Source organism: Ochrobactrum sp. EDr1-4, from assembly GCF_049199085.1.
In the GTDB taxonomy this organism is placed as follows: Bacteria; Pseudomonadota; Alphaproteobacteria; order Rhizobiales; family Rhizobiaceae; genus Brucella.
Window position 1 is genome coordinate 521600 of record NZ_JBLZOF010000001.1, and the last position, 21213, is coordinate 542812.

Sequence of the window (21213 nt, forward strand, 5' to 3'; positions counted from 1 at the left end):
AGATCAGTCTTTGATGACCGAGATGTCCGGCGCGTCAACTGCTTTCATGCCAATGACATGATAACCGCTGTCGGCGTGGTGGACTTCACCTGTGACCGAGCGCGAGAGGTCAGAGAGGAAGTAAAGGCCAACATCGCCCACTTCATCAATCGTAACCGTGCGGCGCAGCGGCGCATTATATTCGTTCCACTTAAGAATATAGCGGAAATCGCCAATGCCCGAAGCTGCCAGGGTCTTGATCGGACCTGCCGAAATCGCATTCACGCGAATGTTCTGCGGTCCAAGGTCAACGGCCAGATACTTCACGCTTGCTTCAAGAGCTGCCTTTGCAACGCCCATGACGTTGTAATTCGGCATAACTTTTTCAGCGCCATAATAGGTCAGCGTAAGAATCGAACCACCATCATTCATCAGCTTTTCCGCACGACGCGAAATCGCGGTCAGCGAATAAACCGAAATAAGCATAGTGTTCTGGAAATTGGCTTCTGACGTGTCGACATAACGGCCCGTCAGTTCATCCTTATCGGAGAAACCAATGGCGTGAACGACGAAGTCGAGCTTGCCCCACTTCTTTTCCAGTGCTTCAAAAACAGCATCAATGCTTGCACCGTCAGCAACATCGCAATGTCCGGCAACAAAAGCATCCAGTTCTTCGGCCAGCGGCTCGACACGCTTCTTCAGCGCATCACCCTGATAGGTGAATGCGAGTTCAGCACCAGCTTCACGAGCGGCCTTGGCAATGCCCCAGGCGATAGAACGGTTGTTGGCTACGCCCAGAATCAATCCGCGCTTGCCCTGCAACAAACCTGACTTTGCGGTCATTAAGGGTCCTCATCGAAATATAATCAACTAGATGCCCTATCGCACAGCATTGCACAGGCTTCAAGCAATTGCGCACAAAAAGCCGGGTATTATAGATTGCAAGCGACGGATCGCCGCGCAGTGCAGCGATCCGGTTACAGTTGATGCGGCAAAAGCTTGTTAGTCGCCTTTGCGTTTCTTGAGAAACTCTTCAAGTTCTGCATCGCCGCCTTCGGGCAACATGATGCGAACATGAACATAAAGATCGCCATGGCCACCAGCTTTGAGCGGCAGACCCTTGCCCTTAAGACGCAAAACCTTATCCGAGCTCGACCATGCGGGCACTTTGACTGCGATACGACCGCTGAGCGTTTCAACTTCCGCCTTGCCACCTAGCGCTGCGTCTGCAAGTTCGACCGGCAAATCGACATGCACATCGCGGCCTTCGAGTTTAAAGCGCGCGCTTGGCTTGAAATGGATCGTCACCAGCGCATCGCCCGGCGTACCGCCGACAACATGCTCGCCCTGACCTTTCAGGCGAATGGTCTGACCATCTTCGACAAACTGCGGCAGCTTGATTTTCAGGTGTTTGCCATTCGGAAAAACGGCCTCAACCTTGTCAGCACCGGCAGCTTGTTCAAGCGTGATATTGATCGAAGCAGCCAAATCGTCGCCCTTGATAGGACCACGCTGACGTGCACGACCACCGCCGCCGCCGCCAAAAGCGCCACCGAATATATCATTGAGAATGTCTTCGGCACCGCCGCCGAAACCACCCTGCTGACCACCGCCACGCTGACGAAAGCCTGCGAACGGATCGCCGCCGCCACCAAATCCAGAATGGCCACCCTGCCCGGCAAAACCTTGAAAGGCTTGCTTGCCTTCGGCATCGATTTCGCCCCGGTCAAACTGGCCGCGCTTGTCTTTATCGCCGACAATCTCATAGGCCTGATTGATTTCGGAAAAGCGCTCTTGCGCTTTCGGATCATTTTGATTCTGATCCGGATGGTATTTCTTGGCCAGCTTGCGGAAAGCCGATTTTATTTCTTCGGGCTTCGCCGTTTTGGCGACGCCCAACACGCTATAGGGATCGCGCATATAGTCCTCATTCGGGAAAATGACTGATTTATCAGCCGTTAGACTCACTTTGCCGTAATATGAGTACTAAGGCTTAAAACTTCCAGAGTAATAGCGCGTGTGGAGTACTAAAAAACCTAAAGCGGTGCAAATGAGGTTAATGTCCACTCACCGCCGCGCTGCATACAGGTTTCACCACGATAGATCGAAACGCCGTCAAAAGCTTCACGCGATGTCTCAAACTGTCGGCAAAGCGTATCGTTGGCTTTCGTTTCGGCAATGGTGGTTATGGCACCCTGACTGCCGGTATCGGGATTAGCCCAAGGAACCGGGTTCTTACCCCATTGCGTAAAGTTCAGTGCTGAAACAATGCTCTTGATCGTGGACTGGTCGGAACGCTTGCCATTATCCGTCTCGTCTTTTTCGACGGACTTTATAGAGCCGGTGATGGTCGAGGAATCAGGAACCGCTTTGTCGATGCCAACTCCGCCCATCGCACAACCTGCGAGCGAAACCATGACGGCAGCGAGGGCCACATGGCGGATCAGAGCCATGCTTCGATTGCAGATCACATCATTTTTCTCGCGGCGAGCAAGTCCAGCGGCCAACGGGTCTTCCCTTAAGTACATCCTAAAGATGCAATGAATATGGGGGATATGGAGTTAACAAGCGGTTCGCAGGCAGGGTAAACAAATCACTACCAAAGAACAACGCTCAAAATCTGCTCATCTGCGCAAAATCCCAGCAAAACAATAGACAAAATGCGTGATATGGACGAAGTTCGCTTCCACACACTTTCATGAAGATATGAAATAGCAGAAAATGACCGATACTAGCGACGACTTCACCCAGAACTCCGAACCGTTCGAGCTTTTTGCGCAATGGCTAAATGACGCCACCAAAAGCGAAATTAACGACCCAAACGCATTGGCACTCGCCACCGTTGATCCGGATGGTTTGCCGAATGTGCGTATGGTTTTGCTCAAGGATTTCGACGAGCACGGCTTTGTTTTCTACACCAATTACGAAAGTGCCAAGGGACAGGAAATCCTGTCTGCTGAAAAAGCAGCCATGTGCTTTCACTGGAAATCGCTGCGTCGTCAGGTACGCGTGCGTGGCCCTGTTGAGAAGGTTAGCGCCGAAGAAGCCGATGCTTATTATGCATCGCGTCCGCGTGGCAGCCGTATCGGCGCATGGGCTTCAAAGCAGTCGCGCCCGCTAGAAAGCCGCTTTGCGCTCGAAAAGGCTGTTGCAGAATATACGGCTCGTTATGCGATTGGTGAAATCCCTCGGCCTCAACATTGGTCGGGCTTCCGCATCCGCCCAGTTTCCATCGAGTTCTGGCACGATCGCCCCTTCCGCTTGCATGACCGCGTGTTATTTACCCGCGACACGCCGGAAGGCGACTGGCACAAAGATCGTCTCTATCCATAAAATGAAAAAGGTCGCTGAAATCAGCGGCCTTTTAGATGTTTTTTGACGCGCATCTTGATCCGAAAACCGCTTCACACTTTTCGGGATGCGCTCTCATTTTATACCATCGGCTTTAATGCCACCCATAGGCTTCCTAGTACGAGGCCCAAGAAAATCAGCCAGCCGACCGTGTTGTTCGACTTAAACAAACGCAAGCACTGGTCAGGATTATCGATATCCAGCACGATGATTTGTCGGTAAAGATGAACGCCAGCTGCGAGCAGTCCGGCAAGCGCTGGCATCGGCACCTGTGCAACCGCAAAGGCCGCAGCGAAAAAGCCAATTGCTCCACCATAAAGCACCAGCAGTGCCGTTTTGGTATGTTTACCAAACAGACGAGCCGTCGACCCGACGCCGACCAGCGCATCGTCCTCCTTGTCCTGATGGGCGTAGATCGTGTCATAGCCAATCGTCCAAAGGATCGCACCGATATAAAGCAGCACAGGCGAGAGTGAGAGCGAGCCTTCAACCGCCGCCCAGCCCATCAGTGCGCCCCATGAAAAAGCAAGGCCGAGCACCAGTTGCGGCAGATTCGTGATACGCTTCATGAAGGGATAGGCCGCAACTATCACGAGCGATCCAACGCCAAGGCCAATCGTAAACCAGTTAAATTGCAGCACAACAGCCAGCCCAACCAGAGCCTGCAAGACAATGAATATTTTTGCCTGTTTGCGCGTCACCTGACCTGACGGGAGCGGCCGCGAGCGTGTGCGGTCCACCTTATCGTCAATGTCCTGATCTGCGAGATCATTATAGGTGCAGCCAGCACCACGCATCGCGACAGAGCCGACGAAAAATAAAACGAGATGCCAGATGGATGGCACCACAGACCATGCATCATCGCCTGGTTGCGCACCTGCACCCGCCACGAGAGCCGCTGACCAGAAACATGGCCATAGCAAAAGCTGCCAGCCAATCGGACGATCCCAGCGCGCAAGCTGCGCATAAGGCCATAGCGATGGCGGAAGCACGCGATAGACCCAATGGCCTGATGGCGCATCCTTCACACGTCCGCGTGTGTCGCGCGACTGAACATCTGAATTCGGCCCCATATCGGGCTTTGACTGCTGCATGACTGCTTGCTTTCCTGAAACTATGCCGGTGCGACCGCTTTTTATCCAAAAATCGCGGCACTGCCCTTGCCCGCTCGTGCGTTGGGCAATAGAGACCCGTATAAACAACATTTACTGATCTCACGCGCAGGGAGCAAGGCATGAAAGTTCTGTTGATCGGTTCGGGTGGACGCGAACACGCATTGGCATGGAAACTCGCCGCATCCGAAAAGCTGACAAAGCTCTACTGCGCACCGGGCAATCCCGGCATTGCCGAATATGCAGAATTGGTGTCGCTCGACGTGACCGATCACGCGGCTGTCATTGCTTTTGCCAAGCAGAATGCGATTGATCTGGTTGTCGTTGGCCCGGAAGCGCCACTCGTTGCAGGCCTTGCTGATGATCTTCAGGCTGCGAATATTCGCGTCTTCGGTCCTTCCAAGCTGGCCGCCCAGCTTGAAGGCTCAAAGGGCTTTACCAAAGATCTCTGCGCCCGTTTTGATATTCCGACCGGCGCTTATGGCCGCTTCAACAATGCGCCAAAAGCCAAAGCCTATATTCGCGAAATGGGTACGCCAATTGTTGTCAAAGCCGACGGCCTTGCCGCAGGCAAAGGCGTTGTCGTTGCTATGACGCTCGATGAGGCGCTCGATGCCGTTGATGTGTGCTTTGAAGGCGCATTTGGCTCTGCCGGTGCTGAAGTCGTCGTTGAGGAGTTTCTTGAAGGCGAAGAAGCAAGCTTCTTCTGCATTTGCGATGGCAAGACTGCCCTCTCGCTCGGCTCTGCACAGGATCACAAACGCGTTGGCGATGGCGACACCGGCCCGAACACCGGCGGCATGGGTGCTTATGCGCCTGCGCCAGTGATGACGCCTGAAATCGTTGAACGCACTATGCGCGAGCTGATTGAACCCACCATGCGGGGTATGGCCGAAATTGGCGCACCGTTCTCGGGCGTTCTGTTCCTGGGCCTGATGATCGGCAAGGACGGCCCGAAGCTCATTGAATACAATACCCGCTTTGGTGATCCTGAATGTCAGGTGCTGATGATGCGCCTTGAAACTGATCTGCTCGACCTCATCAATGCAGCCGTTGATGGCAAACTTGATGAAGTTAAACTCGAATGGAAAGACCAGCCAGCCCTGACCGTTGTTATGGCTGCGGAAGGCTATCCCGCCAACGTGAAGAAGGGCAGCGTCATTCGCGGTCTCGAAAAGCTCGACGGCATTGATGGTCTGAAAGTCTTCCACGCTGGCACGGCAGAAAAAGACGGCAATCTCATCGCCAATGGTGGCCGCGTCCTCAACGTGACAGCCATTGCTGAAACTGTGGCAGAAGCTCAGGGCAAAGCCTATGACGCCGTGAAGCAGGTGAACTGGCCGGAAGGCTTTTATCGTTCTGACATCGGCTGGCGTGCTGTTGAACGCGAACGCTCAGGCGAATAACTCACGCTATATGAACCCGGTTTCTACCGGCATTCTTCGCATCATACAGCGCCGAGTCCGCACGGCGCATCGTCTCATAGAGGCTTTCCTCGTCTACCTGTTCAGCGACACCAAAGCTTGCGGTTGGCCCCCAATCGGGTGCTTTTTCGGCAAATCGTAACTTGCTGAGAGATTCGCGCAAATTCTGCGCCAGGCTTTCGGCAGATTCCATATCCGCATCCGGAATAAACACCACGAACTCTTCACCACCCATACGCGCAGCTACTGCTGTTTTGGGGAGTTGCGTGTTAAGCAATTTGCCAAAGGCCGCGATCACCCGATCACCACCATCGTGACCATAGGTGTCATTAACGCGTTTGAAGAAATCAAGATCGCTCATAATTACCGAATAGCGAATACGCGCACCTTTGCGGGCCAGCACGCGAGAAACATGCCGGTCAAAACCGCGGCGGTTATAAATCTGCGAAAGTTCGTCCACCTCTGATTGCTCGCTCGCCTCCCCCACCATGTGAGAAACAGTGGTCAGAAGCAGCAGCAAACCACGCACGACATGCACAAACACGCCAATTGAGAGCGATAAAATCACATGCATCGTATTGGCTGGATCATCAGGCCTTATATCCGCACCCGGACCAGAGATTAGAAAAGCTTTCGAGAAGTAATGAAGGCAGGCAACAACAGCGAGTGCCATCATCAGCCTATCAGCGAGGCGCGGCATTCCGGAGCGATAAATCACGCGTATCATTAAAAGCTGCGCGACACAAAGTGGTAGCTGATACAAAAAGCGATGCAGAAACGACGTGCGCGGCAGTTCTGAAATCAACATATTGCAAAGTATCGCGGCGACGAAAAATCCACCGATCAATTTCCAATCGATTTTCTGGCGGTAAATACTTTGCAACCCGATAATGGCTGCCAGGAATGCCGTCATTGAAAGCGCAAATGAAATGATGACAAGCAGCCGCGCGTTGATCGCAACCGGAATCCAGTAACCGAATATTGAGACGAGTGCTGCCGCGATCGCCGCTAATGTAAACCAGCGCGGGGCAGCATAATTGCGCTCCTGCATAGCTACAAAAGCGAATGTCAGAATGAAAACGCACGAAACCGTAAGATTAACAGTGAGAAAATACGGAACGAGCGTCATATATCAGCACCTTTCAACATTCTCACGAGTTAAAGGAATACGAAGAAAATTTCATTAAGAACGAGGCTATTCTTTACAGGAAAATCAGCATTCACACAGCATTTAGACATAAGGCACGTTTAAAAAACTACCTTTGTATTACGTTAATCAGTATTCATTGGATCCCTATAATTTGTACTTATCGTAATATTTTTCTCAATTTCGGAAAAGTGCCTTGTAAAAGTACGAATTGCCGCATATATGTGTCTCATCGATTTTGTTTTCGAATGTTGCGGCGTGCCTCTTTCGCCACCCGGTACTTCTTTCAAACTCGTGAAATTCGGCGATGGTCCGTATGGATCATTATATTTTAACCGTGCGATTTGAAAGGTATTCAACATGGCAAACGGAACAGTAAAATTCTTCAATTCAACTAAAGGCTTCGGCTTCATTCAGCCTGATGACGGCGGCGTAGACGTGTTCGTTCACATCTCTGCTGTTGAACGTTCGGGCCTGAGCTCGCTCAACGAAGGCCAGAAGGTTAGCTTCGACGTCGTTGCTGATCGCCGTTCGGGCAAGAATGCAGCTGAAAACCTGCAGGCGCTCTAATAATTATTCAAGCGGCGTTTCAAAACTCCGCTTGCGTGATTGCGCTAAGAAATTTGTCTCCAATCTTTGACCACGGATGTACTGGCATCGATTGTTGAGACTTATGAAGGTCGGGTCCATGCCCGGCCTTTTTATTTGTCACCTTAACGGTGATGACCGCACCGAGTATCGCGAACCTGAAATTCGTATCACTTGGAAGCAGCACTTGGAGCGAGCCATACTAGTAAACTTTTGAATCTAGTTTGGCTTAAGGTTTTGAAGTTCCTAAACGTGAATGCAACACAAATGGTAGGAACTGCAAATCCACCACACTCGTGCGACGCTGCACTGCAGCAATGATGGGAGAACCGTCCATGTCTGATAACGACAACGAAAACCTCACCAAAGACACACTCTTCAAGCCCAATCCTTCAAGAATCGAAGCGAAAAACGCCACCACGGACAAAGCGGCTAAAGCGATCATGAAAACGGAACGCGACGCTGTGGATGCGAAAACTGCGCGTCTTCGAGCGGCCCGCCTCGAACGCGATCAAAGCGAATAATTTCCGAACCAGCCACCAAAATCATAATAAGTTCTTTGCACGAATATTGACGTTTACGTAATAAGCCGATAGCTCTTAAATATATCCAGCCCCAAGGCTGATCGAATTGCTGAATATCAAAGTGCATCCCGATAGGTTTGAAGCGTCTTTTGGAAATGATGCGCATTGAGAAAACGCAATTCGTAGCCTTTTGAGGAGAAGGTTTAGGAGGAAAGATGTATCGCGCCCCGGTTTCTGAAATTTCGCATACACTGATGAAAGTCGCAGGCCTTGAAAAAGCAATCGCAGACAATCGGTTTCCCGAGTTTTCCTCTGATCTGGCTGAAGCCATTCTGGAAGAAGCGGGCAAGTTCGCCGCTGAGCGCGTGGAACCGCTTCGCATTCCCGGCGACAAACACGGGGCGAGCGTTAAAGACGGCGTTGTCACAACCGCTCCCCGTTGGAAAGAGCTTTATGCCGACTGGATTGCAGGCGGCTGGAATTCGCTGACCGGTACGACCGAATATGGCGGTCAGGGGTTACCGACCATGATGTCGGTTGCTGTCAGCGAAATGTGGAATTCCGGCACATTGGCTTTTGCCATTGCTCCCACGCTCACGATGGGCGCTGTTGAAGCGTTGGAAAAGCACGCTTCTAAAGAACTCAAAGATATTTATCTCGAAAAGCTCATTTCCGGCGAATGGATGGGCACCATGAACCTGACCGAGCCGCAGGCGGGTTCTGATGTGGGAGCATTGCGCACCCGCGCCGAGCGCAGCGATAACGGCTCTTATCGCATCTTCGGCCAAAAGATTTTTATCACCTATGGTGAACATGACCTGACCGACAACATCGTTCATCTCGTGCTAGCCCGCCTGCCCGATGCCCCTGCTGGCACCAAAGGCATATCGCTGTTTCTCGTCCCTAAATTTCTCGTCGATGCGAATGGTTCGCTCGGACGTCGCAATGACGTGTTCTGCTCTGGCCTTGAACATAAGATGGGCATCCACGCCTCCCCCACCTGCACCATGATCTATGGCGATGGTTTTGTGAAAGGAGAGGAAACAGGCGCAGTCGGTTATTTGATTGGCGAAGAAAATCGCGGCCTCGCCTGTATGTTCACCATGATGAACAATGCCCGCCTGCTGGTCGGCATTCAGGGCGTAGGCGTTGCGGAAGCCGCTTATCAGCAAGCTTTGAACTATGCGAAAGAACGCAGGCAGGGCCGCGCGCTTGGTGGCGATCCGAAAGCCGGCATGAGCCCAATCATTGAGCATCCAGACGTGCAGCGGATGTTGCTAACTATGAAGGCGCTGACGCAGGTTGCTCGCGCGATCACCTATTCCTGCGCCCATGCCATCGATATGAGCCATGCAACTGAAGACGCAGACGAGCAATTCTGGTCGGAACGCGCGGGACTTCTGACACCCTTGGCGAAAAGCTTTTCAACTGACGTTGGTGTGGATGTTGCCTCGCTTGGTGTGCAGATCCATGGCGGAATGGGCTTCATTGAGGAAACAGGTGCAGCACAATTGCTGCGCGATGCCCGCATTACCCCGATTTATGAAGGTACAAACGGCATTCAAGCTATCGATCTTGTGCTACGCAAATTGCCGCTAGGCAATGGCGAGCATATCAAGGGCTTCTTTGCAGAGCTGCAGGACGAAGCAGATAAGGCCACGACCTCGAACCGTCCTGAACTAGGCGAAACCGGATCACGCCTCTCCACTGCCATCAGTGAAGCCCGCGAAGCAACCGAATGGCTGCAAAAGGCAGCAGCCGAAGGTCGCACAGAGGAAGCACTGGCTGGTGCCACACCTTATCAGCGCCTGCTTTCGTTGACTGCTGGCGGCGCATATCTGGCGCGGGCAGCGTTGACCAGCGATGATAATGGCCGCGCAGCTCTCTGCCGCTTCTTTGCAGAAAACATGCTGGCGGAAGTGTCTTCTCTCAAAGACACCGTCATCACAGGCGCATCCAGCCTTGCAGCCGCTAAATCCGCATTGGAGGGATGAATATGAGCGAACATGTTCTGATCGAACGCAGAGATGCGGTGCAGATTATCCTGCTGAACCGAGCTGACAAGAAAAACGCTATCACTCGCGCCATGTATGCCACCATGGCTAAGGCGCTTGTCGATGGTGATGCTGATGACGCCGTTCGGGTGCACGTGTTCCTTGGCGTGCCGGGAGCATTTTCATCCGGCAACGACATGCAGGATTTCATGGCTGCTGCATCAGGCGGAAGCCTTGGACAAGAAATCCTCGACTTCCTCACCGCTCTATCGAGCGCGAAGAAGCCAATTGTCTCCGGCGTCGATGGTCTGGCGATTGGTATCGGAACAACTATTCATCTACATTGCGATTTGACATTCGCCACCAGCCACGCACTGTTCCGTACACCATTTGTCGATCTGGGGCTTGTACCGGAAGCAGCATCCAGCCTGCTTGCACCACCGCTTATGGGGCACCAAAAGGCCTTTGCACTTCTGGCAGTCGGCCATGGTTTCGATGCACAGGCCGCACTTGAAGCTGGCATTGTGTATAAGATCGTCGAAAGCAGCGACCTTGAAGCACAGGTCATTCAAGCCGCAGACGAAATCGCCGCAAAGCCCCCTCAAGCCATGCAGATTGCACGCAGCCTGATGCGGATGCCTGCCGAGCCTGTTGCTGATCGCATTCAACGCGAAGCAAAACACTTTGCCGAACGGCTAACTTCGGATGAAGCGCGTGAAGCCGTGATGGCATTTCTCAGCCGCAAGAAATAAACAGGCAAAAAGATACCCGGATGGGAATACCATCCGGGTGGCTTTGTTGGAGGTCAGCCAATTTGTTGCTCCGGCATCGTGGCCTTTAATATCTGGAAAGGTCCTTCGTCTTTCCAGACAACCACCAAGCGGCGCGTTCATTCTTAGATAGTACAGAAATCCGACGAGAACGTGTTCACACGCGAATGTGATGATTTATGCGTTATTACGCGCATCTTGTTCCGAAAACCGCTTCACACTTTTCGGGATGCGCTCTAGTTCCTTGCAATAATCTCACGACCTTCGATCACCATACGAACACCCAGTGAACCGGTCTTGCGACGTGCGAGAAAACGCGGACGACGGCGACGTGGTTCCTGTCCCTGACGGCGCGCCTGTGGCTCAGCAGTACGAACCGGGCCGGTGCTTTCGTAAAGCGGACGCGCAACACCATCTTCTTCAACCAGCATCATCGGCAGGTTGAAAGTTGCAGCCCATGCGCGCCAGTCGGCAGCAACATCAGCCAGATCATGTGCGACGAGCAGCGGCACTGATAGCTGTGGATCTTCATGCATCAGTTCGAGCGTTACGGTGATTTCGCCGAATTCATCTTCAACAGCACGGGCAACCACACCCACAAATGCATTGATCGGCAGCGCAATCGACATCGGCAGACCGCTCGAAGGCAGGATCTGACGCATAACCGCACCACGTTCGCTGATGGTGAATGTCACGTCTGCATCGCAATCTTCTGCCGGGTAAGTCACAACCTGCGGAAGGTGAAAAGGATCAAGCCGAAGTTCCTGACCTGCCCATTCTGGCTTCTTCTGTCCGTTGCTCATCATCTTCGACGCCTCTGTCTATCTCTGCCTGTTTTGTTGAGAGCCAGTTATTCCGACTTCTCTTTTGAGCATGTTCGCTCTTGTTGATTTAGAGAATAGGCGATGGTTATTACCGAGGCGCTTAACGCGTTAGGTTAACTTTTCCCTGCTTTTTCATTTGGTTACTGCTTTACAACCAGCTGTAAGAACTCGGTAATTCTTGCTAATTTTCGTTTACATAAATGAAAAGGCGGACAGTTGCCTGCCCGCCTCGTTTTCGTCATATTTCGCTTATGCCACCGATCTGAAAAAATCAGATCGGTGGCATAAGCATTTGATTCCACGCGCATCTTTCTCGAAAACCGCTTCGCACTTTTCGAGATGCGCTCTTAATTACAGCACTTTACCCGGATTCATGATGCCATTGGGATCGAATGATTTCTTAATATGGCGCATCAATTCAAGCGCTACGTCCTGCTTGAAGAAGGCAAGCTCTTCGCGTTTCAGCACGCCGATACCATGCTCTGCGGAGATCGATCCGGTATAAGACGCAACAATTGTGTGAATGCGATGATTTAATTCGTGCCAGCGCGCAAGGAATGCTTCCTTGTCGGCACCAATCGGTTGCGACACGTTATAGTGCAGATTACCGTCGCCAATATGGCCGAAGCAAACGATGCGCGAACCCGGAATCATTTCCAGCGTTGCTGCATTGGCTTCTGCAATGAATTCAGGGATTTTCGCGACAGGCACGGAAATGTCGTGCTTGATCGAGCCACCTTCTGGTTTCTGCGCCCAGGACATTTCCTCACGCATTTTCCAGAACATCTGCGCCTGTGCGACGCTTTCAGCAATGGCCGCATCCTGAATGATGTCATTCTCGAACGCTTCGGTCAGAATGGTTTCAAGCGTCGTGCGTGCATCATCTTCCGAACGGGATGAGGAAATATCAACCAGCACATACCAATCATGCGGGCTTTCCAACGGATCACGAACACCATCAACATGGGCAATAGTAAACTCAACACCGACGCGCGGCATCAATTCAAAGCCAGTTAGCGATGGGCCTGCATGTTCGGTTGAAAGCTGGAACAGGCGCAGCACATCTTCCGGGCTGCGCAGACCAGCATAGGCCACGCCCTTGCCCTTTGGCTGCGGGTAAATCTTCAAAACGGCTGCAGTGATGATGCCAAGCGTGCCTTCAGAACCGATGAAGAGGTCTTTCAGGTCGTAGCCGGTGTTGTCTTTCTTGACATAGCGCAGATCGTTGAGAATCTCGCCATTTGGCAGAACCACTTCAAGGCCAAGGCAAAGCTCGCGCATATTGCCATAGGCCAGAACAGCGGTGCCGCCTGCATTGGAACCAAGATTACCGCCAACCTGACAAGAACCTTCGGCACCAAGCGACAGCGGGAACAGACGGCCGACCTTCTGCGCTTCGTCCTGAAGGTTTTTCAGGATCACACCGGCTTCAACAGTTACCAGATTGCCGACCGGATCAACCGCACGCACCTTGTTCATGCGGCCCAGCGACAGCACGATTGCTGTGTTGCTCTGATCTGGCGTCTGACCACCAACAAGACCGGTATTGCCGCCCTGCGGAACCACTGGCGTCTTAGTTTCATTGGCAAGCTTCATGACTGCAGAAACTTCTTCCGTCGAAGCGGGGCGCAGCACCAGCGGCGAGTGCCCCTGATAAAGATCGCGCTGCTCAATCATAAAAGGCGCAATGTCTTCTGGCGCGGTCAGCGCATTCTTGTCGCCAACGATGGCTGCAAAACGTTCGATCAGGGCAGTTTCGAGCATGTGCTTCTCTTGAATGTTTGGGGAACTAGCGCGGGGCCGCCGCACGTTTAAGACGATCATTGATGGCCTCACCGAGACCATCAAACGGAATGGGTTCAACAGCGATTGTTACGGCACCCGTCGCATCAAGCTTGCGCATGAAGTCAAACAGGTTGCTTGCTGCTTCGCGCAAATCGCCGCTTTCGCTGAGATTGAGAATTTGGGTAGCTTCATCGCCGCCTGCAACGCGTGTCGACCCAAAGGCCAGCAGCGCCTCGCCGGGCTCCACAATCTTAACATCAAGGCGCATTGCAGCATCCGGTGCATAATGAGATTCCATCATGCCCGGTGCTTGAATGGCTGCATTATGCTCAGCGCGGATAAGCTTCACGCCAAGAAACGCTTCAATCTCTTCTGCGGCCAGCCCACCGGGGCGCAGCAGATGCACGCGCTCGCCATCGACTTTGACGATTGTCGATTCAACACCCACGCCACATGGACCGGCATCAAGAATAAGGTCGATCTTACGGCCCAAATCATCGGCCACGGCTTTGGCCGATGTTGGGCTGATGCGGCCCGATGTATTAGCGCTCGGTGCTGCCACAGGGCTGTCGAGTTGTTTTATAACATCCCGCACTTGGCCGGTTGGCATACGGATGGCCAGCGTATCAAGCCCCGCCGTCACCAGCGAATGAATCGGGCGCGGCGTGTCTTGCGTTGCTTTGAGCGGCAGAACAATTGTGAGTGGTCCCGGCCAGAATCTCTCTGCGAGCCTGCGCGAAATGGTATCAAACGTCACATAACGCTCGGCCATAGCTATGCTGTTCACATGGGCAATGAGCGGGTTAAACTGCGGGCGACCTTTGGCGGCAAAAATACCGGCCACGCCTTCACCATGTGATGCGTCAGCGGCAAGACCATAGACCGTCTCAGTCGGAATCGCGACAAGGCCACCGCGGGCGAGTACTTCTACCGCGCGCGAGACAGCTTTTTCATCGAATTCCAGAATATCGGCCAAGGTCATTCTCCTGCCGTGTCAGAGACGCGCATCTTTTCTGAAAACCGTTTCACACTTTTCAGGATGCGCTTTAGCTACACAAAGCGTCGCTTCTGAGCAAGAGACTCCTATGCGCAGTTGATGCAAGATCGGAATGAGTTATGAAAAAGGCCGCCTAGAAGGCAGCCTTTTGTGTTTATCCGGCGATTTTCGAGAAATCGGCCACTTTACTGGTGGCAGTGCGGATTTGTTCAAGCAGTGCCAAACGATTGGCACGGACGTTTTCGTCCTCGTCATTGACCAATACGCTCTCAAAGAATGTATCGACCGGACCACGCAGCTTGGCGAGTGCCAGCATTGCACCGCCGAAATCTTCGCGGGCAATGGCTTCTTCGGCTTCAGTGGATGCGAGGGTCACAGCCGCATAGAGCGCCTTTTCCTCGTCGAGCTTCAGCAGAGCAGCATCAACGCTTTGCGCGACCTCTGTGCCCTTCTTTTCTTCCGCAGCCAAAATATTGGCGGCGCGCTTGGCACCAGCCAAAAGATTCTTGCCGTCTTCCTCATTGATGAAGACGATCAACGCTTCCAGACGACGGGCAACCAGCAGAAGATTATCGGCATCCGATGTCAGAACCGCATCAATCGCGTCATAGCGCGCGCCTTCTTCCTTCAGATGAACCTTGAAGCGGTCATGCAGGAAGGACAGAAGATCAGCCAACAATGGTTCAGCATTGGCTTCGATTTCCGAACGCGCCTTTGTTTCAAGATTACGCAGTGCGTTATCGACGTCCTGTTCACCGTCCACATCGCCCGACTTTTCAGACAGAAGCTTTGTTTCAAACTCGCGCAGCTTGCGCTGAACCTGACCTTCTTTAAGCGACGCATAAGCCGAGCGCAGAAGTGGCAAGAGCGGAAATTTCCAATCCTGCGACAGAATCAGGCGGATCACGCCCAGTGCTGCACGACGCAGTGCAAACGGGTCTTTCGAGCCGGTTGGCTTTTCGTCAATTGCCCAGAAGCCAACCAGCGTATCGAGCTTATCAGCCAGAGCAACGGCAACCGAAACCGGGCTTTTCGGCACGAAATCAGACGGACCCTGCGGCTTGTAATGTTCTTCGAGAGCCGTTGCGACGGATTCGTTTTCCCCCTGAAGGAGCGCATATTTGCGGCCCATTGCACCCTGAAGCTCAGGGAATTCTCCCACAACTTCCGTGGTCAGATCAGCTTTTGCCAGAACTGCTGCGCGCGATGCAAGCTTTGGATCAGCACCGACCAGCGGCGCAATCTGACTTGCAAGCTCACGAATACGCTCAACGCGTGCGCCTTGCGTACCGAGCTTAGCATGGAAGGTCACATTGAGGCCGTCGAGGCGCGCCATGCGCTGATCGAGCGGCTTTTTGAGATCAAGGCCGAACTTCTCACCCGATGCCGCAAGCTTATCGAGATCAGGCAGATCATGCTGATCTGTGTGCCAGAAATAGAGCGCATCAGACAGGCGTGCGCGCACGACCTTGCCGTTACCATAAGCGATTTCCGTGCCGCCATCGCGCGCTGCGATATTCGACACCAGAATGAACTTGTTCGACAGCGCTTCCGTTTCGCCCTGCTTGCGGGTGACAAAGCATTTCTGGTTCACGCGGATGGTGAGCTGAATGACTTCCGGCGGGATCGCGAGGAACTCTTCCTCAAACTCGCCCATTAGCACCACAGGCCATTCGACCAGACCCGAAACTTCTTCAAGAAGGCCCGCGTCTTCGACCAGCTCCAAACCGGATGCGAAAGCGAGATTATGCGCATCCTGCGAGATAATTTCCTTGCGACGCTCCGCATCCAGAACAACGAAGGCCTTTTCAAGCTTATCGACGTAATCCTCAAAACGGCGCACTTTGATCGCCTGACCATCGCTTAGGAATCGATGACCATAGGTGACATTGCCCGACTTGATACCGTCAACGTCGAACTCTACCACAACGGTTTCTTCGGTTTCAGGTCCAAACGTGCAGAGGATCGATTGTAGCGGACGCACCCAGCGTAGCGCACCCGGCTTATTGGAAGCCGCACCCCAGCGCATGGACTTTGGCCATGGGAAATTACGGATTGTCTGCGGCACGAGTTCGGCGATGATTTCTTCTGCAGCACGGCCCGGCTTTGTCAGATGGGCAACGTAGAAATCACCCTTCTTTGGATCGGAATGCACATGCGCCTGAGAAACATCCGAGAGACCAGCCTTGCGCAGAAAGCCTGCAATTGCCTGGTCAGGTGCGGTAACTGACGGACCCTTGACGTCTTCATGGACGTCTTTTGAGCGCACAGTCAGTCCACGAATATCGAGCGTCAAACGACGCGGGGTCCAATAGGCAGTGGTTGCCTCATAGGTGAGACCAGCTTCCACCAGACCATCGGTGATCATCTTCTTGAGATCACCGGCAGCCTTGCGCTGCATACGTGCCGGGATTTCTTCAGAAAACAGTTCGAGCAATAAATCAGGCATAATAATTACTCGCCCTCACGCTTGAGATTAAAACCACCGGCATCCGTCAAAAGGAACGCTTCGCCGCACTGACGCGCGAGATTGCGCACGCGCAGAATATAGCTCTGGCGTTCAGTCACCGAGATCACGCCACGCGCATCCATCAGGTTGAAAACGTGAGATGCCTTGATGCACTGGTCATAGGCCGGAAATACACACTTATGCAGCGAGCCTTCGCCCGTGCTGCCCGCCTTCAAAATGGCCTCGCATTCGCGCTCTGCATCGATAAAATGCTGATACAGGATTTCGGTATTGGCCATTTCAAAATTGTAACGGGAATATTCCTGCTCGGCTTGCAGGAAAACATCGCCATAGGTGAGTTTTTCATCGCCTTCGAGACCATTGAAGTTAAGGTCATAGACATTGTCCACGCCCTGGACATACATGGCGAGGCGTTCAAGACCATAGGTCAACTCACCCGCAACCGGCGAACATTCAATGCCACAAACCTGCTGGAAATAAGTGAACTGCGACACTTCCATGCCATCGCACCAGCACTCCCAGCCAAGGCCCCAAGCGCCAAGCGTCGGGCTTTCCCAGTCGTCTTCCACAAAGCGCACATCATGCAGCGTCGGATCAAGACCGATGGCGCGCAGCGAACCCAGATAAAGATCCTGAAGGTTCGGCGGCGATGGCTTGATGATCACCTGATACTGATAATAATGCTGCAAGCGGTTTGGATTTTCACCATAGCGGCCATCTTTTGGACGGCGCGATGGCTGCACATAGGCAGCTTTCCAAGGCTTTGGCCCAAGCGAACGCAATGTGGTTGCCGGGTGGAACGTACCCGCCCCGACTTCCATGTCGTAAGGCTGCAAAATAGCGCAACCGTGTTCCGCCCAATAATTATGGAGCGTCAGGATCAGACCCTGAAAGGAACGGGTGGGGTGCATATGTGCTGGCAACGTACTGGACACAGGGTCAGGCCTTGTTATTGAAATGATTGGCCCGGTCTAATTTGTCCGCCTGCCACGGTCAAGCATGACATTTGATCGCTGAACGCTCGCAAGCAAACATCGACAAATAGAAAGCCCGGAAATCGATGAGACTTCCGGGCTTAAAAACTATTCGGTTTTGCTTTCAGGGGCTTTTGCCGGGGTCAGGTTCTTATCCTGAACTGACGCTTCAGAAGGATTAGGATCCGGCGCCAGACCCTTTTTCAGCTTCTCTTCGATCTTGACCAGTTCTTCTGGCTCAGGCTTGCCAGCAATGGCATGGTTCCATTGGAACGTCGCTTCCAGCTGACGACCCGTCCGCCAGTAGGCATCGCCAAGGTGATCGTTAATGGTCGGGTCTTCGGGGCGAAGCTTTACGGCCTTTTCAAGCTCAACGACGGCTTCCGGATAACGGCCCAGCTTGTAATAAGCCCAGCCAAGCGAATCGACGATATAGCCATCTTGTGGGCGCAGATCGACCGCCTTCTTGATCATGCCGAGCGCTTCATCAAGGTTTTCACCACGATCAACCCACGAATAGCCAAGATAATTGAGAACCTGTGGCTGATCCGGATAAAGCTCCAGCGCCTTACGGAAATTCGGCTCCGCCTGATCCCATTCCTTCAGCCGCTCATGCGCGATGCCGCGCTGATAGAAAACCGGCCAATCCTTGCGCTCTGGCTTTTCAATCTGCTCAACAGCCGCATCATAGATTTTCGCAGCATCGGCAAAATTCTTGTCCTGCGCATAGACGCCGCCCAATGCGAGATAAGTGCGGATATCTGTCTTGTCGCGCTTTAGCAACGTTTTGAGCTGTCCGATTGCATCGCCAGTCTTTTCGTTTTCAGCGAGATTGAGCGCACGCTGCATTTCCGCATCACGCCTGTAAGGCGACCATTCCGGCACGCGCGCATAATATCGAATGGCCTGTTCTGGTTGGCGCAGCTTGGCGGAAATATCACCAAGCTGATAAAGCGTTGCGTCATTATCAGGGCGTAGTGGCAGCGACATTTGCAGATAAAGCTTGGCAAAGGCTTCTGCCCCGCCGCGATTGATCGCAGTGCCAAGCGTATAAAGCACTTCGCCGACGCCCTGCTGCGCGTTGTTAACCAAACGGCGATGTCTCTCACCGTTTTCGAGTTTCTCACGCAGTGCAGTGATCGTTATACGGCCATTCAAAAGCTCTTCAGCATCCTTGAGAAGCTTGATCGCCCCTGCCCTGTCGCCGCGACGCAGCTTGAACGAAGCATATGACATGACAACGCGTTCATAGGTATCAGGAGCAGCAGCACCACCCTGACGATCATCAACAGCCTGCTGGTAGTAGTTGCGCGCATCTGTTCTCAGACCAGCAACATCGGCAATCATCGCCGCATTATAGATGCGAAACAGGTTGTACCATTCCGGCCCTTTGATATTGACGACATCGGAAAGCGCTTCCTGTGCATTTCCCTGCCCGACTTTCACCCATGCGCTAATAAGATTAGTCGCGAGTTCGTCCATGTCGGACTTCACCGATAGCATCAGCAACGGCTCAGTTTTGCGATATTGTTTTTTCGAAAGAGCATCAATCGCCAGCGCAACGCGAGAAAAGCGTTCAATCTCTGGCTGATCTTTCAGTTCTTCGGCAATTGGCAATGCTTCTTTGAAACGACCTTCGGTCAGCAATGCGAGTAGAAGATTTTGCTTGATAAGATCATTGCTCGGATCAAAAGCCATAGCCTGACGATAAAAATCGACGGCTGCGGAAATATTGTTGTCGGATTCAGCGGTAAGCGCAGCAAGATAAGCGCCTGCAAAGGAACCCGCGCGGACTTGTGGAGCCGGATCTATACTTGTTTTAGCCATTGCCGCATTGAACGGCATCGCCACTCCAGCCAAAGCCAGAAAAAGCAATCCGTAAAGCGGACGACGTTTAGATCCCTGCCGCATAAAGCTCAGTCCTCTTTCCGATTCCGTATAAGCACCCTCTGTTTAGAGGAGCCTCAAGCATGGCCTTTTTGGGGTCCAAGCGCAAGAAAAGCATCCGTGATGGATGCTTTTCTTGTTATTCTTTATCAGCATGTCGTCAACCCGAAACCGGTTTCCACTTTCGGGCGACATGCTAGAAAAAAGCATCCGTGATGGATGCTTTTCTTTTATTCTATTCAATTAGCTATGCAGCAAATCAGTTCACCCGGCTGATGCAGAAGTCGATGACTTCAATCAGCGCATCCTTTTCAGGGGACGCATTCAGCGGCGCCAAAGCATCGCGGGCCATTTCACCAAAGTCGCGTGCGCGCTGAACAGTTTCAGCAATAGCGCCATGCTTCAGCATCAGGCCAATGGCTTTTTCGAGCGAAGCGTCATCACTCGCACCTTCTTCGATGGCATGCTTCCAGAAAGCACGCTCATCATCCGAGCCATGACGATAGCTCAGGATAACCGGCAGTGTGATCTTGCCTTCGCGGAAATCATCGCCGGTGTTCTTGCCCAGATCAGCGGCAGAGCCACCATAATCAAGCGCATCGTCGACAAGCTGGAATGCGAGGCCGAGGTAAAGACCATAATCACGAAGAGCCGCACGATCAGAGGGCTTTGCATCTGCGATGATCGGGCCAACTTCCGCAGCAGCAGAAAACAGCGCGGCGGTCTTAGCTTTGATCACTGCCAGATATTCGTCTTCAGTGGTTTCCATGTTCTTAGCCGCAGCGAGCTGCATCACTTCACCTTCGGCAATCACCGAAGCAGAGGTTGCAAGTACATCCAGCGCATCAAGCGAGCCGACATCGACCATCATCTTGAAAGCCTGACCGAGCAGGAAGTCGCCAACCAGAACGCTTGCCTGATTTCCCCAGATCATGCGTGCTGTGCTTTTGCCGCGACGCAGATCGCTTTCATCAACCACATCATCATGAAGAAGCGTTGCTGTGTGCATAAATTCGACGGCAGTAGCGAGGCGTACATGGCCTTCGCCTTCATAGCCAAACATACGCGCACTTGCGAGCGTCATCATCGGGCGAAGGCGCTTGCCACCGGATGAAATCAGGTGGTTTGCCACTTCCGGGATCATCTCAACATCGGAGCCGGCACGAGACAGGATCAGCTCGTTTACACGACCCATATCAGCCTTTGTCAGATCGACCAGAGGCTGAACCGATCCTTCCCGCTTCGTATTCCCGTCAAGATTCAAAACCACACCCAATGCCGTTACTCCTAGCTGCTGACCACACTATGTGCGTGGATCAGAACGCTCAAGGTGCCTCACAGCCCCTGCAACGCCCAAGCTTTTTTATTCAGAGCCTGTTCACCATTG

Annotated in this window: 18 protein-coding genes; 6 read left to right on the forward strand and 12 right to left on the reverse strand. The window is 52.9% G+C overall.

Features of this window, described 5'->3' with window-relative positions; genetic code table 11:
• Positions 1–3 precede the first annotated feature (3 nt).
• The 3 genes from fabI to ACOZHT_RS02685 form a co-directional block, all read right to left on the reverse strand.
• Positions 4–822 carry an enoyl-ACP reductase FabI gene (fabI, locus tag ACOZHT_RS02675; RefSeq protein ID WP_250040211.1) on the reverse strand — a complete coding sequence of 273 codons (819 nt, stop codon included), beginning with the start codon at positions 820–822 and terminating at the stop codon, positions 4–6.
• 159 nt (positions 823–981) lie between these two features.
• Positions 982–1899, reverse strand: a complete 918-nt coding sequence (locus ACOZHT_RS02680; RefSeq protein WP_339507964.1) for a DnaJ C-terminal domain-containing protein — start codon at positions 1897–1899, stop codon at positions 982–984.
• Positions 1900–2015: 116 nt separating this feature from the next.
• Positions 2016–2486 carry an RT0821/Lpp0805 family surface protein gene (locus ACOZHT_RS02685; protein WP_421565309.1) on the reverse strand — a complete coding sequence of 157 codons (471 nt, stop codon included), beginning with the start codon at positions 2484–2486 and terminating at the stop codon, positions 2016–2018.
• A gap of 214 nt (positions 2487–2700) precedes the next feature.
• On the opposite strand from ACOZHT_RS02685, the gene pdxH reads away from it, so the two are divergent.
• A complete protein-coding gene (gene pdxH, locus ACOZHT_RS02690) occupies positions 2701–3312 on the forward strand; it encodes a pyridoxamine 5'-phosphate oxidase (RefSeq protein ID WP_339507963.1) in 612 nt (203 codons plus the stop codon).
• A 98-nt stretch (positions 3313–3410) separates the two neighbouring features.
• Here the strand turns inward: pdxH and ubiA are convergent, their stop codons facing one another.
• Positions 3411–4403, reverse strand: coding sequence for a 4-hydroxybenzoate octaprenyltransferase (gene ubiA, locus ACOZHT_RS02695; RefSeq protein ID WP_421565393.1), 993 nt, complete (start codon positions 4401–4403; stop codon positions 3411–3413).
• A 161-nt stretch (positions 4404–4564) separates the two neighbouring features.
• Here ubiA and purD point away from each other — a divergent pair, with 161 nt between their 5' ends.
• Positions 4565–5848 carry a phosphoribosylamine--glycine ligase gene (gene purD / locus ACOZHT_RS02700; protein ID WP_421565310.1) on the forward strand — a complete coding sequence of 428 codons (1284 nt, stop codon included), beginning with the start codon at positions 4565–4567 and terminating at the stop codon, positions 5846–5848.
• Between the two features lies 1 nt (position 5849).
• Here purD and ACOZHT_RS02705 read toward each other — a convergent pair whose 3' ends face one another.
• On the reverse strand, positions 5850–6995 hold the full coding sequence (locus ACOZHT_RS02705) for a diguanylate cyclase (protein WP_339507959.1): 1146 nt from the start codon (positions 6993–6995) through the stop codon (positions 5850–5852).
• 378 nt (positions 6996–7373) lie between these two features.
• Between ACOZHT_RS02705 and ACOZHT_RS02710 the strand changes: the two genes are divergently transcribed.
• The 4 genes from ACOZHT_RS02710 to ACOZHT_RS02725 all read left to right on the forward strand — a co-directional run bounded on the left by ACOZHT_RS02710 (position 7374) and on the right by ACOZHT_RS02725 (position 10871).
• Complete coding sequence (locus ACOZHT_RS02710) at positions 7374–7583, forward strand: cold-shock protein (RefSeq protein ID WP_094506436.1); 210 nt, start codon at positions 7374–7376, stop codon at positions 7581–7583.
• Positions 7584–7936: 353 nt separating this feature from the next.
• On the forward strand, positions 7937–8125 hold the full coding sequence (locus ACOZHT_RS02715) for a hypothetical protein (protein ID WP_339507956.1): 189 nt from the start codon (positions 7937–7939) through the stop codon (positions 8123–8125).
• Positions 8126–8340: 215 nt separating this feature from the next.
• On the forward strand, positions 8341–10119 hold the full coding sequence (locus ACOZHT_RS02720; protein WP_421565311.1) for an acyl-CoA dehydrogenase: 1779 nt from the start codon (positions 8341–8343) through the stop codon (positions 10117–10119).
• A gap of 2 nt (positions 10120–10121) precedes the next feature.
• Entirely contained in the window at positions 10122–10871 is a 750-nt protein-coding gene (locus tag ACOZHT_RS02725) for a crotonase/enoyl-CoA hydratase family protein (RefSeq protein WP_339507954.1), read from the forward strand.
• A 254-nt stretch (positions 10872–11125) separates the two neighbouring features.
• On the opposite strand, the gene ACOZHT_RS02730 is transcribed toward ACOZHT_RS02725, so the two are convergent.
• From ACOZHT_RS02730 to ACOZHT_RS02760, 7 genes are all read right to left on the reverse strand, one after another.
• Positions 11126–11695, reverse strand: a complete 570-nt coding sequence (locus ACOZHT_RS02730; protein WP_339507953.1) for a DUF6101 family protein — start codon at positions 11693–11695, stop codon at positions 11126–11128.
• Positions 11696–12064: 369 nt separating this feature from the next.
• Complete coding sequence (locus ACOZHT_RS02735; RefSeq protein WP_339507952.1) at positions 12065–13477, reverse strand: FAD-binding oxidoreductase; 1413 nt, start codon at positions 13475–13477, stop codon at positions 12065–12067.
• A 25-nt stretch (positions 13478–13502) separates the two neighbouring features.
• Positions 13503–14480, reverse strand: coding sequence for an L-threonylcarbamoyladenylate synthase (locus tag ACOZHT_RS02740; RefSeq protein WP_421565312.1), 978 nt, complete (start codon positions 14478–14480; stop codon positions 13503–13505).
• Between the two features lie 169 nt (positions 14481–14649).
• Positions 14650–16944, reverse strand: coding sequence for a glycine--tRNA ligase subunit beta (gene glyS, locus ACOZHT_RS02745; RefSeq protein ID WP_339507949.1), 2295 nt, complete (start codon positions 16942–16944; stop codon positions 14650–14652).
• Positions 16945–16949: 5 nt separating this feature from the next.
• Positions 16950–17876: a glycine--tRNA ligase subunit alpha gene (locus ACOZHT_RS02750; protein ID WP_339508897.1), complete on the reverse strand. Its 927-nt coding sequence runs from the start codon at positions 17874–17876 to the stop codon at positions 16950–16952.
• 171 nt (positions 17877–18047) lie between these two features.
• Positions 18048–19850, reverse strand: a complete 1803-nt coding sequence (locus ACOZHT_RS02755; protein ID WP_339507948.1) for a tetratricopeptide repeat protein — start codon at positions 19848–19850, stop codon at positions 18048–18050.
• Positions 19851–20085: 235 nt separating this feature from the next.
• Positions 20086–21102, reverse strand: a complete 1017-nt coding sequence (locus tag ACOZHT_RS02760; RefSeq protein WP_339507946.1) for a polyprenyl synthetase family protein — start codon at positions 21100–21102, stop codon at positions 20086–20088.
• Positions 21103–21213 lie beyond the last annotated feature (111 nt).